Annotated in this window: 9 protein-coding genes and 3 pseudogenes; all 12 read left to right on the top strand. The window is 57.1% G+C overall.

Translation table 11 applies throughout. The annotated features are described in order from the left end of the window. Window positions 1–21 precede the first annotated feature (21 nt). Complete coding sequence (locus PACILC2_RS11565; RefSeq protein ID WP_244863454.1) at window positions 22–549, top strand: hypothetical protein; 528 nt, start codon at window positions 22–24, stop codon at window positions 547–549. Between the two features lie 107 nt (window positions 550–656). Beyond that, entirely contained in the window at window positions 657–926 is a 270-nt protein-coding gene (locus PACILC2_RS11560) for an alpha/beta-type small acid-soluble spore protein (protein ID WP_062490279.1), read from the top strand. Window positions 927–1111: 185 nt separating this feature from the next. After that, on the top strand, window positions 1112–2314 hold the full coding sequence (gene metK, locus PACILC2_RS11555) for a methionine adenosyltransferase (RefSeq protein ID WP_062490281.1): 1203 nt from the start codon (window positions 1112–1114) through the stop codon (window positions 2312–2314). Window positions 2315–2506: 192 nt separating this feature from the next. After that, the gene (locus PACILC2_RS11550; protein ID WP_213528952.1) at window positions 2507–3178 is read left to right on the top strand and encodes an outer membrane protein assembly factor BamB family protein; all 672 of its coding nucleotides are present in this window, start codon (window positions 2507–2509) and stop codon (window positions 3176–3178) included. An 80-nt stretch (window positions 3179–3258) separates the two neighbouring features. Beyond that, window positions 3259–3675 (top strand): hypothetical protein, encoded by a 417-nt coding sequence (locus PACILC2_RS11545; protein WP_213528951.1) that lies wholly within the window; start codon window positions 3259–3261, stop codon window positions 3673–3675. Between the two features lie 216 nt (window positions 3676–3891). Continuing rightward, complete coding sequence (locus PACILC2_RS11540) at window positions 3892–8259, top strand: Ig-like domain-containing protein (RefSeq protein ID WP_213528950.1); 4368 nt, start codon at window positions 3892–3894, stop codon at window positions 8257–8259. Window positions 8260–8438: 179 nt separating this feature from the next. After that, complete coding sequence (locus PACILC2_RS11535) at window positions 8439–8600, top strand: hypothetical protein (protein ID WP_213528949.1); 162 nt, start codon at window positions 8439–8441, stop codon at window positions 8598–8600. Beyond that, window positions 8597–11137 carry a stalk domain-containing protein gene (locus PACILC2_RS11530; protein ID WP_213528948.1) on the top strand — a complete coding sequence of 847 codons (2541 nt, stop codon included), beginning with the start codon at window positions 8597–8599 and terminating at the stop codon, window positions 11135–11137. The genes PACILC2_RS11535 and PACILC2_RS11530 overlap by 4 nt, the downstream gene beginning before the upstream one ends. 124 nt (window positions 11138–11261) lie before the next feature. Continuing rightward, window positions 11262–12373, top strand: a pseudogene (locus PACILC2_RS11525) (sensor histidine kinase). Between the two features lie 2 nt (window positions 12374–12375). Next, a pseudogene (locus tag PACILC2_RS11520) lies at window positions 12376–13103 on the top strand (response regulator). Window positions 13104–13377: 274 nt separating this feature from the next. Beyond that, window positions 13378–13866: a glycosyltransferase family protein gene (locus tag PACILC2_RS11515; protein ID WP_062490293.1), complete on the top strand. Its 489-nt coding sequence runs from the start codon at window positions 13378–13380 to the stop codon at window positions 13864–13866. 293 nt (window positions 13867–14159) lie between these two features. After that, a pseudogene (locus PACILC2_RS11510) lies at window positions 14160–14949 on the top strand (hypothetical protein); the annotation flags it as partial.

Genomic DNA, 14949 nt, shown 5'->3' with positions numbered 1-14949 from the left:
TGGCAGACGGAAGGGGTTAGCATGTTGCGTATGAAACAGCAGACGATACGACTGGCCGCCGCAATTGTCATTCTCGGAACCGGTCTGTGGATCGGAACGAAGTGGCCGTCTTCCGCCGATGTAGGAGGCGGCGCAGCTGTTCCGGGATCGGTGGACGATCCGGTCGTGACGAAGAGCTATGTCGATCAACGTCTGGCCGCATTGGGCGGCCAGTCCGGAGGAGGAACGGGAGGCGGCGGAACGACCGAGCCGTCTAACGGGCAGGGTGCCGCTTTTCAGGTTGTCGTCGTCAAAAAAGGAAAGACGCTGATCGCGCATGAGGGAGCGCAAGCCGTCGTCCGTTCGGGCAAGGCCGTTGCATATTCACCAGACAAGAACGGGATTGCCGATGTAACGGATGGTGTCGATTTGACGAACGGCAAGGCGGTGCCGGAAAACCATCTGATCCTGTTCCCGCGAGGCGGACGCGGAGTGACGACTGCGCCCGGCTTTAACGGCAACTTGACCGTTATCATCAGCGGCGGATACGATTTGAAAACTTTGCCGTAGTTATTTTTACCCTTATTGACAACAAGTTATACGCTTCGAAGAGCGTGAGGCCGAGCACAATAATGCCACTCCCCTTATCATGAAATCAACCCGGAGGTGCATGAAAGATGGCTCGACGCTCTTCGAATCAAGTTGTCGTTCCGGAATGCCGGCAAGCCTTGAATCAGATGAAATATGAACTGGCCGCTGAGCTTGGACTGGTGTCGCAAGCGTCGTTCGATACCGAGTTTGCCGGCGAATTGGGTACATCTGCAAACAGCGGATACGGACGCGTCCAATGGGACAGCATTACAACCCGGGATGCCGGATACATCGGCGGCAATATTACGAAACGGCTTGTCCAACAAGCCGAGCAATTGCTTAACGGCAGCAGATAGTATCGAAATACAGAAAAAATGATGGAAGTGCCGTCAACCGCTATCCGTTGACACCAAGCGACAGTTGGGGTATTATAATGTCCTAGAAGCGTGGTCAAACAACCTTTTCCACTTCGGAAAAGGTTCATTTTTTGTGTAAGAGCAATGCCCTTATCCCATACTAAGGCTGTAGGAGGTAGATACGGATGTCGGTGAAAGGCAGACACCTGTTCACGTCGGAATCGGTCACGGAAGGCCATCCGGATAAAATTTGCGACCAAATCTCGGATGCGGTGCTGGATGCTTTCCTGGAGGTCGATCCTTATGCGCGCGTCGCTTGCGAAGTTTCGGTGGCCACCGGTCTTGTGCTGGTCATTGGCGAAATCAGCAGCCGCGCCGATTATGTCGATATACCGGCGATTGTGCGCCGCACCATCAAGGAAATCGGTTATACGCGCGCCAAATACGGATTTGATGCGAGCACATGCGCAGTTTTGACATCGCTCAACGAGCAGTCTGCCGATATTGCTCAAGGTGTAAACGCGGCGCTGGAAAGCCGGGACGGCAAAGACGTGAGCCAGGAGAGTGAAAACATCGGCGCCGGCGACCAGGGACTGATGTTCGGCTTCGCAACGAACGAAACGCCTGAATTGATGCCGCTGCCGATCGCGCTTGCGCACCGTATTGCCCGTCGCCTGTCGGAAGTGCGCAAGGACGGCACCCTTGACTACCTCCGACCCGATGGCAAAACCCAGGTAACGATCGAATATGTGGATGGCAAGCCGGTTCGTGTCGACACGATTGTCGTCTCGACCCAGCATGCGGAAGAGGTAACGCTGGAGCAAATTCAACGCGATATTCGCGAGCATGTCATTGCGCCTGTCGTGCCGACGGAATGGCTGGATGACGAAACCAAATACTTCATTAATCCGACAGGCCGGTTCGTGATCGGCGGACCGCAAGGGGATGCCGGTCTGACAGGCCGCAAAATCATTGTCGATACGTACGGCGGCTACGCCCGTCACGGCGGCGGGGCTTTCTCCGGCAAAGATCCGACGAAGGTCGACCGTTCCGCAGCTTATGCGGCCCGCTACGTGGCCAAAAACATCGTTGCCGCAGGACTGGCGGATAAATGCGAAATTCAGCTCGCATACGCGATCGGGGTTGCCAATCCGGTATCGATCAATGTCGACACGTACGGCACCGGCAAAGTATCCGATGAGAAGCTCGTGGAAATTATCCGCAACAACTTCGATCTGCGGCCTGCCGGCATTATCAAAATGCTGGATTTGCGCCGTCCGATCTACAGCAAGACCGCGGCATACGGTCATTTCGGCCGCACCGACATCGATCTGCCATGGGAACGCGTGGACAAAGCCGACAAGCTCAAAGCAGACGCTATGGCCTGATCCGGCATTGCCGAATATATTATGCCCCTGATATGAAGGGCCGTTCGGGATATCTTTTCCCGAGCGGCCCTTTTATTTGTCCGAAACGATGAATACCAATCTATCGTAAAGCACGAAAAACACCGATATATGTTAGTGTTGGACATTATAAGCAAATAGAAGCGGAGGATTAACTTTGACATTCAAAAATATGTGAACAAATGCATTGCATGGGTACTGATCGCCATAATTGGCGCCATGATCGTAAAACCTGTCAGTGCGCAATCGAACCCGGTGCTTCCCGTTCCGGTATGGGAATGGAAAGGGGCCGGTCAGATTATTGAAACGCCCTACCACTATAAAAATACTGCCTATCTCGTATCCAGCGGTGAAGTGGCCAGCGCAACGAAAGTATGGCCGGTAGTAATCTTAACAGCTGTAGACGTTAACAGCGGAAAGAAGAAATGGAGCTATACCTTCTATGAGAAAGGAACGCCTTATCCATTATCGACAAGTCCGTTAGTCTACGGTTCAGACGGCGCCGTATATGCAATGGTGAGTGATGTAACCGGCAACAAGCTGTTTGCGGTGACTGCGTCCGGCAAAGCCAAATGGATAATTCAGGTGCCGGAAGCGGATGAACTCTATATGATGCGAGACGGTACTTTGCTGCTGATCGACCGAGACAAGCGGGACTCGTCCGGAAAAACGGCGAATTGGGTTTACAGCTACAACGCAAGCGGTAAGCAGATCGGCAAAAAACGATTGGAGATATCTACAGCGTTGTGGACGGCCAATACATTGTTTCGCAGGTTGAATTTTCTTCCAAAGATTCGAAGGGGGCTTATCAAAAGATTCGGGCCGATTTTTACAATTCGAAGCTAGGCCACGTTTTCTCTTATTCTTTTCCGGCAAGAGCGTATACGGATATTAGTGAAGCGGTATGGACATTGGATGGCGGGAACGTGATGTTCCGGGTCAATATCCCGGAAAAGGGAAATCAGCTTGTCGCAGTGAATGCCAAAGGGAAAGCACAGTGGCGTCTTTCCATTGCGGGCAATGCGGATGTCGAATCGGCAAAAGGCGGATTCGCCGTATTCGGAAGCAATGAACTCCGATTTTACAATGCAAAGGGCGGTTTAGTAACGAAGAGAAAACTTGTCGTGCAGCATGAAGCTCCTATGTTCACGCTATGGAAAGCGGCGGATCAAAAGCTGCTGGTTCGGATGAACGATCGGCAACTGATCGTAAACCCGGCAACTTTGAAAACATTGTACGAATTTCCGCTGGATACGGCGGATGTAGAGTATCGTTATACTGGTAACGGTTATTTGTACAGGATAAGCGAATCGAGCAGCCAAATCTCCCAATTTGTTTTGTAGTAAGAACTTCAGCCCCTTTTTTCGCCATGAAAATGCACCCTTTAGAATTCATCGGATTAACCAAAGGTTTTCCAATGTCTATTCTAAAGGGTGCACGCTACCCGGCAGCTCCCCAATGCCTTTTGCATGCGCCATTCCCTTTTTCCTCCCGCTCTAAACTATTAGCAGGAAAATACCGACAATAACGGTACGAGTGTGTAGAGGGAGTGAGAAGCATTGATCCGGATTCGCCGTTTTATGATCCGAATGCTGGTGGCCGCACTGCTGGTGCAGAACGCGGTCCTATTCGCGGGAGAAACGCCGGCGGCCGAAGCGGCCGGAGGACGTCCCGCGCTTGTCCATGTCAGTCCGGCCGATAACGCCGAGAACGTTCCCGCCAATACGAATCTCGTATTGACATTTGACGAGAAGATCAGGGCGGGAACCGGCTCCGCGTCGGTCACGATACGCAAGACGAGCGACAATACGGTCGTCGAGTCGTTCCCGATCGCTTCGAGCAATCGGGTAACGATCGGCGCGGGAGCATTGCAAAATCAGGTCATCATCGACCCTACCAACAATCTGATTGACGGCGAGAGCTATTATGTGTTGATTGACGAAGGTGCGTTTCGAAGCGACAGCGGATTCAACTACCCGGGCATTTCGAGCGCCACGGCCTGGAATTTCTCGGTTTCGGCAGCCGATACGAAGGCGCCGGCGGCGGTGTCTCTGTCGCCGCTAGGTGCGAACGCGCCGGTACTCGGCCCGCTGACGATTCGTTTCGACGAGAAAGTATACGCCTCCAGCGGTTTCATTACGATCCGCAACACGGCGACGGGAGAAGCGCAATCGATCAGCGTCACCTCGGCCGGCGTACGGGGCAGCGGTACGGACAGCGTGACGATTGCGCTGAATGAGGCGCTTGAGCCGAATACCCGATACGAAGTGACGGTGAGCGCCGGAGCGTTCCAGGACGGAGCGGGCAATTCGTTCTCGGGCACCTCGGGATGGTCGTTTACAACCGCCAACAATCCGATGGCCATTCAGCGCCTGGAACCGTCGAATAACAGCCAGGATGCCGATCCGAGGGCCGAGCTCCGACTGACGCTGGATCGGAACGTGCGCATTACGGCTGGATCGAATGCGGCGATCCGCATTAAAAAGACAGCCGACAACAGCTCGATCGACATTCCGGTCAATTCGGGGCTGGTGCGGACCGAGGGCAATGTCGTTATTATTTCGCCGGGGACGCTCGCTTACGGCACTTCCTATTACGTCCTGATCGACAGCGACGCTTTCCGCGATGCGGCGACGAACCAGATTGCGTTCCAGGGCATTTCGGATGCGGCCGTCTGGACGTTTACAACCAAACCGGGAGTCGATACGGAGCGTCCGTTCGTTGAAAAATACAGCCCGGTTCCCGGCGGATCGTTCGGCTCGGCAAACGGCAAGCTGACATTGACGTTCAACGAGCCGGTATATCCGGGCAGCGGCAGCATCGTCATTCGCAACGCTGCCAACGATATGACATTCGCATCCATTCCGGTTACGGCAAGCAATGTGACCGGCGGCGGAACAAGACAAATCACAATCGATCCGGGGGCCGCATTCGTACAGAACACCACTTATTATGTGGAGATCGGAAGCCGGGCGTTCCGCGACGCGGCAGGCAACACATACGCCGGTATTCCTTCCGGCGATCGAAATACGTGGCGGTTTGCCGTCACGGAAGATACGTCGGCGCCTTCCATTCTGTCGTTGTCTCCGGAGAACGGCTCCAACAGCATGCGGACGGACAGTCAACTGACGGCCACATTCAACGAACCGATCGCCATTCCGGCCGGCAAGGCGACCGGGTCGGTATTTATTTGCCGTCCGGGCTCGGCCGACCGGATTTCCGCTGTAGCGGCGGTCGATCCGAACCATCCGTCCAAGCTTGTCATTACGCCGGATCAGCCGCTCCAGCCGGCAACGGCTTATTACGTCGAAATCGCGCCCGGAACGGTGACGGATATGGCGGGCAATGCGTTTGCCGGCATTTTGAACGAATACCGGTGGGCGTTCCGCACGATCGGCTCGGACAAATCGCCGCCGACGCTGACCAAGCTGGAGATGGCCGGAGCGGCAACCATCCTGTTGACGTACAACGAGCCGCTCGACGCCGGATCGGTCCCGTTCCCGGCCAATTACTACGCAACGGTGAACGATTTGCCCCGCACCGTAATTGATGTGGCGATCGACGGCTCGACCGTTCGTCTGGCGCTGGAAAGCGGCGTCGTATTCGGACAGTCGGTTAAGCTGTCCTATTCGCCGGGAACGAAGCCGCTGCGCGACCTGTCGGAAAATGCCGCTTCCGGCTTCGCCAACCGTCAGGTCGAATATGCGCAGGATGCGCTGCTGCCGAGACCGGTAAGCGGTCAGGTGAACGGCAGCGAAGTCACCATTACGTTTAATGAGAATCTGGCTTCTTTACACGAGTCTGCGTATAGTCAATTTCAAGTCTATGAGGCTGGCTCCGGCAGAAGCGTTATTCGGGCTTCCGTCTCCGGCCGGGTGCTTACCTTGGTTGTAAGCGGCACGTTCTCGGAAGGAAAAGCGGTGTCGGTATCCTATTCGGCAGGCTCTTATCCGTTGCGCGACCGGGTAGGGAATGCCGTACCGTCATTCAGCCATTTCTATGTCCGCAACGCGCTCGACAACCGTCCGCCCGTCATCCAATCGGTGAAGGCCAGCGGGACGAAAGTGACGCTGACGTATGACGAAGGACTGAATCCGTCTTCTGTTCCGTCCAAAGGGCAGTTCTCCGTCGTTGTCGGCGGCTCCGCCCGCACGGTGCAGACGGTGGAAATCAAGAACAGCCAGGTCATTCTGACCATCTCGCAAGCGGTCGCGGCCGGGCAGACGATTACGGTCAGCTATGTGCCGGGATATCCTCCCATCGCCGATATGGCGGGCAATGCGGCCGCCGGTTTTAACGGCATGTCCGGGACTGTCGAAGCAAATACCGGACAGCTGGGCAGCGCCTATATTCAAGGCAATACGATGACGCTCGTTTTCCAGCAGCCGCTGAACAGCAGCTATGTGCCGTCGAGCAGCCAATTTACCGTCCGGTACGGCAATACGCTGCAGTCGGTCTATCAAGTGTCGGTGAGCGGGCAAATCGTGACGCTGACGCTCTACAATCCGGCAAGCGCGGGCGATACGGTGACCGTCAGCTACAGCAAAGGTACCAACGGCTTGATGACGGCATCGGGCGAATGGGTGGAAAGCTTCACCCAGGTTACGGCAGTCAATCTGTCCGCAGGAGGCGGAGGCTCCATTCTGCCGACCGATTACGAAAAGTATGCCGATGGCGGGATCATGCTGCGCACGTCGACGGCGGTAACGTCGACGGATACGTCGGCAGCGGGACGCGCCGCCATCCGCTATACGCTGCTGGCCGAAAAGGTGCTCGGCGCGTACCAGACGGCCAGAACATCCGGGACGACGCCGCGTCTTGTCTTCGAGATACCGGCCACGGAGATGTCCGGCATCGTCGCGGTTCCGCTCAGCGCGCTGGAGTCGGCGCGGAATCAATCGCAGGAGGCGTCGCTGCTCATTGTGTACGGGAAGATGTCGCAGGAAATACCGCTGAAAGCGATCGATTTCAAAAAGACGGCAGACATGCTGAATGCGGGCGGTGCGATCGGGCACCTGCTCCTCCGGCTCGACAATTCCTCGACCGCGCCGACGGGGACGCTGCTGTCCGACATCGTCCGCTCCAAAGGGCAGCTGGTCGGAGGACCGTTATATTTCGAAGCGGCTGTGACGAACGGAACAGTGGTCCGTACGCTGGATCGTTTCGAGAAGTATGTCACCCGTACGGTCGAGCTTCCGACGACGGCCGATCCGTTGAAGACGGCGGTCGTCCGAATGGATACGGCGACCGCCAAGCTCGGCTACGTGCCGACGAAAATAACCCGATCCGGCTCTTCGACGAAAGTGACGTTCATGCATATGCAGAGCGGCTCCTACGCGGTCGTGCGGGGCGGAGTGGAATATTCGGACATGAACAACCACTGGGCGCGGAACGATGTCATGCTGCTCGCAAACAAATATATTGTCGAAGGCCGGACATCGGCCCTGTTCGCGCCGACGGAACCGATTACGCGCGCCGAATTCGCCATGTTCCTGGCGCGGGGGCTCGGCCTTCCCGGCGACAGCGAGGCGGCCTACCGGTTCCGCGACGTCAATCGCGCCTCATCGTTCGCGCCTTACATCGGCGCGGTCGTCAACGCTTCGATCGTCATCGGAACGCCGAGCGGCGACTTTAAACCGAACAGTCCGATTACCCGGCAGGAGATGGCTGTTATGATGATTCGGGCGATCGAGGCGGCCGAAGGCGAAGTGACGTTGAGCCAAGGCGCGCAAGCTTATTTGCAGCGGTTCAACGACCGCAACCGGATCGGAGGCTGGGCGACGACGGCCGTAGCGCAGGCGGTGTATGCGGGAATCATCGAAGGCATGCAGGGCGGCCGTTTCAGTCCGCTTTCGAATGCTTCGCGCGCGGAAGCGGCGGTCATGGTGAAACGGATGCTGAACTATATCGGATTTGCCGATGTCTAGTATTCGATCATAAAGTTGGGATGAGCGGTCCCTGTCTTTCGGCACAGCCGGGAGGCAGGGACCGCTGCTTATGTCTGATTTTGATGAGAAATTTGGTAAAAAATTTTTAAGAAACGTAACTTTTCCTCTCTCTCGTAGTCTATTAGTAATAGAATAGAGATAGGAGAGTTGCAAGCAGAATGCGAAAACGAACAGAATACGAAACTCATCTTGCCAGACGAATCGCCAAACCGTTGGTTGCCATTACGCTTGGCGGCGTCCTGCTGCTTCAGCCGGCGGCGGGACTGCTTCCGTTTTCGGAACGGCGCCGTATGTTGCGGCCGCTGCGGCGGCATCGATGAAGATGACCGTCATTCATCAGGAAATGATCACGGCCGGCGCCGAGCGAATCGATTATGTATGGGAATCGACAAGAAGCGGCAAGCCGGTGAAGGCGAACGTTCACGTTATCCGGGTCGATCTGACCCATCCTTACGTCCGGCTGGATGCGATCAGCGGCAGCGGAGGGACTGTCGGAAAGCTCAGCTCGGTAATGAACATGGCGAAAGCGGCCGGCGCCGTGGGCGGAATCAATGCCGATTTCTTCGTGACCGGCACGGAAGGATCGCCCATGGGAGCGCAAGTGACGCAAGGGCAGCTCGTATCGAGTCCGATGAAGCTGAACGGCATGTATATGTTCGGCATCACGAAAGACCGGAAGCCGGTGATCGACATGTATACGTTCGAGGGCTCCATTACCGCCGCGGACGGTTCTTCCTTCCCGCTCGCCGGCATCAACAATTCGACTTACCGGACGGAGCCGGACAACGGTTACAGCCATGCCAACACGATCTATATGTACACCAGCGCATGGGCGGGGAACGAACGACCGAAGAATGCCGCATACGCGACGCCTACCGAAGTGCTGGTCCGCGGCGGGATCGTCGAGCAAATTTCGGAAGGCAAAGCGATCGGAGGGGCTCCGCCGGCCGACGGATACATACTTCGCTCGCACGGCAAAGCCGCGCAATTCATTCGCGATCATGTGCGGATCGGCGAGCAGCTGCAAGCCGATTACCGGCTCATATCGAGAACGAGCGGCCAGCCGGTCGATCCGGCCTCGTTCGACATGATGGTCGGGGGCCATACGATTTTGGTCGATCAGGGCAAGCCCGCCTCATTCTCCCGGAGCATCTCCGGCATCAGCGGCGCGACGGACCGGTCCCGGTCGGCCGTCGGTTATTCCAAGGATGGCCGGCACGTCTTTCTGGTCACGGTCGAAGAATACGGAAGCAGCCAGGGCATGACGCTGGCCGAGCTGCAGCAGGCGCTGGTGCAGCTGGGCGTCTGGAAGGGCGTCAACCTGGACGGCGGCGGTTCGACGACGATGGTGGAACGTCCGCTCGGCGAGACCGGATTGCGGCTGGCCCATCCGACGGAATACGGCGATACGCAGCGCAGCGTCGCGAACGGCATCGGCGTCTTTACGACGGCTCCGCAAGGCCAGCTGCGCGGCATTGCCGTGAGCGGTCCGAGCGTCGCGTTCATCGGGCAGCAGGTTTCGTTCAGTCTGAAAGGCTACGACACGTATTTCAACCCGATCGATCCGGGCAACGTCACGCCCAGCTGGAGCATCGACAAACCGATCGGATCGCTCAAAAACGGCGTCTTCACCCCGACGAAGCCGGGGCAAGCCGTCATCACGGCCAAGTCGGGTGCGGCATCGGGCAAGCATACGGTTGAAGTGATCGGGCAGGATCAAATTGCGGAAATGAAGATCGGCACGAGCGGAGGCACGTTGGCCGCAGGGGCGAAAATATCGGTGCCTGTCACGGTGAAGCTGCGGGACGGGCGGCAATATACGGTACCGCCGGAGTCGATCGATTGGCAATTTATCGGCTTTACGGCGAATCGTCAGCAGGACAACCTCGTCATCGGCAAAGTGAGCGCAGGCGCCAAGAACGGCTACGCCATCGCGCGCTATGACGGCTTCTCGGCGCTGCTGACGCTGTCTGCAGGCGGCGCTTCGGCCGATTTCGAGAACTTCGAGAAGGTGGCGTACCCGATTACGTTCCAATCGACATCCGGCGTAACCGGCACCGTGAAAGTGGTCAGCGGGTTGCCTGGGCGCGAATCGTCCAAGGCGCTGCAGCTGACGTACGATTTCACGAACGGCAAAGGAACGAGGGCGGCATACGCGGTGCTGAACGGCAGCGGCGTGACGATCGCCGGCGCGCCTACGGCTCTGTCCGCGGATGTATACGGCGACGGCAGCCTGAACTGGCTGCGCGCGGAATTTATAGATGCGAACGGCAAGGCGCATCTCGTCGATTTGAAGAAAACGATCGATTGGACGGGTTGGCAGGAAGTGCGGGCCGACTTGACGGGGTACGGGATGGCCCATCCGGTCAAGCTGAAGCGGATTTACGTCGTCAGCCTCGAGGAAGGCAGAGACGAGCGGGCGGAATCGGGACAAATCGCGATCGATAATATCAAGGTTCAGCTTCCGTCCTCGATTCAGGACCCCGGCCGCCCTGTCATTAAAATGACGCTTGGGAGCAAAACGGCGACCGTGGACGGCAAGCCGGTATCGATCGGCGCCGCTCCGTTCGCGGAGAAGGGCGTTACCTATTTGCCGCTCCGCTTCGTCGCCGACGCGATGGGCGGGACGGTGAACTGGAATCAGAAGGAGAAGCGCGTGACGGTGCTGCGCGGCGACAAGCTGTTGGAGATGGTTGTTGGCAGCAAGGAATTCCTGTTGAACGGCGTACGCAAAACGGGCGCGGTAGAGCCGATGGTCCGTTCGGGATACACTTTGGTCCCGATCCGGCTCGTCTCGGAGCAGCTTGGCCTAGAAGTAAAATGGGACCAGAAAACCAAACAGATTACCGTCCAATGAAGTGCTTCTCCGACCGCGAATTATGGTATCATAAGGAAGTACCCTTTAAGCAGAAAGGTAGCAGAGCCCTGTGGACCATCGGATTACGGACATTGACCGTGTGATCAAAAACGCCATCAACGTGATGGAAGAAAGCAAATATCAAATATATGAAATATGCGAATCGGCCCGTGCCGAATTGGGTTCGCTCGAGTCTGAACTGAACAAGGTGCTCAAGGAAACGCTCCAGACGATCGACAAGGTCGATCGTCTGGAGCAGGAATACAGGCTTGCCCGCATTCGGCTGACGGAGGTGAGCCGCGATTTCGACCGCTACAATGAAAACGACATTAAGGCGGCCTACGACAAGGCCACTCAGCTTCAGCTCGACCTGCTCGTTTATCGCGAAAAAGAGAATTATTTGAAAGCGCGCCGCGACGATTTGCAGAAGCGGGTGAAAATTGTCGAAAACTCGATTGAGCGCGCCGAAACGATCGGCTCGCAGCTCAACGTCGTGCTGGAGTACTTGTCCGGGGACCTGAATCAGGTGACCCGGATTTTGGAATCCGCCAAAATCGGCAGCTCATCGGCCTCAAAATCATTTTGGCCCAGGAAGAAGAGCGCAAGCGCATTGCGAGGGAAATACACGACGGTCCCGCCCAGTCTCTGGCCAATTTAGTGCTAAGGACCGAAATTGCGGAAAGAATGCTGAACAAGCAGGAATTCCAAATGGTCAAGCACGAATTAGTAGATTTGAAAGGGCAGGTTCGGTCCGGTCTGGAGGAAATCCGGAAGATCATTTTCAATTTGCGCCCTATGGCCCTGGACGATTTGGGTCTTGTTCCCACGCTTCGCAAATACGTGCAGGATTTTGAAGAAAAAACTCGAATTCATTCCACATTCGAAACAATCGGGAAAGAGATCCGTCTGCCTTCCGCTATGGAAGCGGGAATTTACCGGTTGGTACAGGAAGCGTTCACGAATGTGATGAAGCATGCGCACGCCTCGCACGTTTCGTTGAAGCTGCAGTACCAGGCGCAGATGGTCAAGATCTCCATTCAGGATAACGGTGCGGGATTCAACACCAAATTTGTCGAAGCGCGGTCGAAAAACAGCTCTCATTTCGGACTTATCGGGATGAAGGAACGAGTCGAGCTGCTGGAGGGGAGGATGGATATCGAGTCAAATATCGGTAGCGGGACCCTAATTACGATACACATCCCCATCAATGCGGACAACGAAAGGAGACATAAATGACGATGGACCTGAAAGCTACAGGCGGCAAGCGGAAAATCAAGCTGCTCATTGCCGACGATCATCAGCTCTTCCGCGAAGGGCTGAAACGCATTTTGAATATGGAAGACGATTTGGAAGTCATCGGCGAGTGCAGCGACGGCATTCAGGTGCTGGAATTTTGCAATCATACCCAGCCCGAAGTCGTATTGATGGATATTAATATGCCGGTGGAAAACGGCGTGGTGGCGACGGAACGTCTGCGGAATATGTTTCCGGACATCAAAGTGATCATACTGTCGCTCCATGACGACGAAAGCTATGTGTTTGAAACGCTGCGCAAAGGCGCGACCGGCTATCTGCTGAAAGATATGGAAGCGGAGTCGCTCGTCAATGCGATTCGTTCGGTCGTAAACGGCTATGCTTATATACATCCGAAGGTGACAGGCAAGCTGATCAACCAGCTCAGGCGGATGACCTATCTGGACGAAATGGGCGTTGTGTCTGGCGCGGCGGCCGGACGCGAGTCGGGCGTCAAATTTGTGGCCGGGGAAAACAACCCGTTGACGCGCCGCGAAGCGGAAGTGCTGCGGCTGATGGCGGAAGGCAAGAGCAACAAAATGATTGGCGAATATTTGTTTATTAGCGAGAAGACGGTCAAAAACCATGTCAGCAGTATTTTGCAAAAATGGAGGTCGATGACAGGACGCAAGCGGTCATTAATTCCATTAAATATGGCTGGGTTACGCTTTGATTCATACATGCCGCTGCGAAACGAGCTTTGCGATGCATATGTGCCGCAAAGCTCGTTTTGTTCATGACGCCGGACCATCGGCCGGGTTCGCCCTTTTACCGGCTTTGTCCGTCCATGCCCGGAACCACCGGGCCCAGATTTGCATATATTGGCACAAAGCCGGCGAGGAGCCGCCATGCGATGAAGCTGCTCAACCATAATCGCGGGGAAACGCGGAAGGGGCGCTGGCAAGTATGGCGCTGGGTTGCCCAGCCGCAAGGAAGGTGTCCGTCCTATGATAACGATATTGCTTGGAGTGCTCGGCTGCTACATCTTGGCCGCAATATCGGTTCATCTGTTCCGCCGATGGTCTCGCAACCGCTCCCGGCAGCAAAGGCATTTTATTTTGCTGGCCGACAACAATCAGCAAACGATGGAATGGTATATCCGTTCGCTTCACCGTCTGGAGCGCAAATCCGGCACGCCTGTCAAAATAACGGTCGTCGACAAAGGCTCCACCGACGAAACGATGGCGATCGTCGACCGCTTCCCGAAAAGCGGCATTCATGTGGAAAAGGCCGTGCTGCCGGCGAGCGTTCGGGATGGAACGAACGAAACGGGAAAATTCCGCAAGCTGCCGATCCGGCGGAGGATTGGCGTGAGGCCGGTCGAACCGCTGCATCTGATGTGGATGCTGCAGGCGGAAGGCGTCGTGACGGCGCGCGATCATGCGGTACTGGTCGATTTGCGAAATCCGGCCGATTTGTCGAAGCTGCCGCTGTAGACGGGCGGAGCACGGCGGGCAGAAAGCATCGCGCGGGGAGCGCCGCGAATGCCGCGGACGGGATTGCCTGCGGCATCGCTGAAGGATATAATAATAGCAAGCATAAAATAGGATAGCGAGTACGAGTGAAGCACACCGTACGGCCGCCGAAGGGCGGGCCTGCGGTGTGCTTTTTTTTGATGGCAGGCGCTTGAGACGGCGGAGCGGCTTACGGTACATCGCACACCATACCGAGGACAAAGAAGTGTTCTTGAAGCTTTGGAAGATTTGGAAGCTATGGGAGGGGGATCAAGGTGAAAGCGGAAGTCTACGTCGTACTGGAGCGGGGACGGGCGCAATTGTTGTGGACGGTCGCGCCGGAAATCGACAAGGCCTATTGGCTGGAGCCGGGCTTCCGGGAGGAGGCTGCCCGGTATGCATCGGCCGCGCGGACCGCAAGCGCGGACCGGTCGGCGGTTCATGCCGGCGCGATCGCCTATGAACCGCTGCCTTCTCGGTTGCGCCGGTGCCTGTTTTGGTCCGAGCCGCTGCCGCTGGGACAAGCGGCCGGCCTGGCCGAGCGGTGGCCCCGTTCGCCGGGCGGCGGGTGGGACGAGCGGTCGGCGGCGGAACAGCTGGCCCGGATGATGCGGGAGGACATGGAGGAGAACGGCCGCAAGCGGAGGGGCGGATTGTTGCGGCGCAGCGGATGGCGGCTGCCGGTTTTAAGACCGGAGCGCCGGGACCGTTCGCGGCAGCCGGCCGGTATGCCGCTGGACCGCCCGCGGCAGCCGGCCGGCCATGTGCGCCTGCACGCGGCGAACGGCGGTCCGATCGGCATAGCCGACGCCCGCCGGCTGACGGTGCAAGCTTGCAGGCTGGCCGAGCTTTGCCGGGGCCGTGCGCTGCTAAGCGGCGAAGCGCAGGCGCTCTTCGCCGCGGCTGGCGTTGACGGCGCCGATGCGGCAGCCCCGGCGCTGCAGCTGGCGGCGCTGCTCGGCCGGCTGCGCATCGGCCCGGCCATCGCGCCGCTGCCGGCGCCGCGCTTCGCCTGGCTGCGCCGGCTCGCCCGCCCGGCACGAGGCCGCGCCGGGCGAACCTCCG

It is taken from the genome of Paenibacillus cisolokensis (assembly GCF_018403665.1).
In the GTDB taxonomy this organism is placed as follows: domain Bacteria; phylum Bacillota; class Bacilli; order Paenibacillales; family Paenibacillaceae; genus Paenibacillus_AH; species Paenibacillus_AH cisolokensis.
This window is presented reverse-complemented; position numbering and strand designations above follow the sequence as displayed.

Coding starts and splice junctions, on each gene's coding strand:
- PACILC2_RS11515 (WP_062490293.1), top strand. CDS start 13,378: ATGATAACGATATTGCTTGGAGTGCTCGGCTGCTACATCTTGGCCGCA.
- PACILC2_RS11560 (WP_062490279.1), top strand. CDS start 657: ATGGCTCGACGCTCTTCGAATCAAGTTGTCGTTCCGGAATGCCGGCAA.
- PACILC2_RS11530 (WP_213528948.1), top strand. CDS start 8,597: ATGAAGATGACCGTCATTCATCAGGAAATGATCACGGCCGGCGCCGAG.
- metK (WP_062490281.1), top strand. CDS start 1,112: ATGTCGGTGAAAGGCAGACACCTGTTCACGTCGGAATCGGTCACGGAA.
- PACILC2_RS11535 (WP_213528949.1), top strand. CDS start 8,439: ATGCGAAAACGAACAGAATACGAAACTCATCTTGCCAGACGAATCGCC.
- PACILC2_RS11565 (WP_244863454.1), top strand. CDS start 22: ATGTTGCGTATGAAACAGCAGACGATACGACTGGCCGCCGCAATTGTC.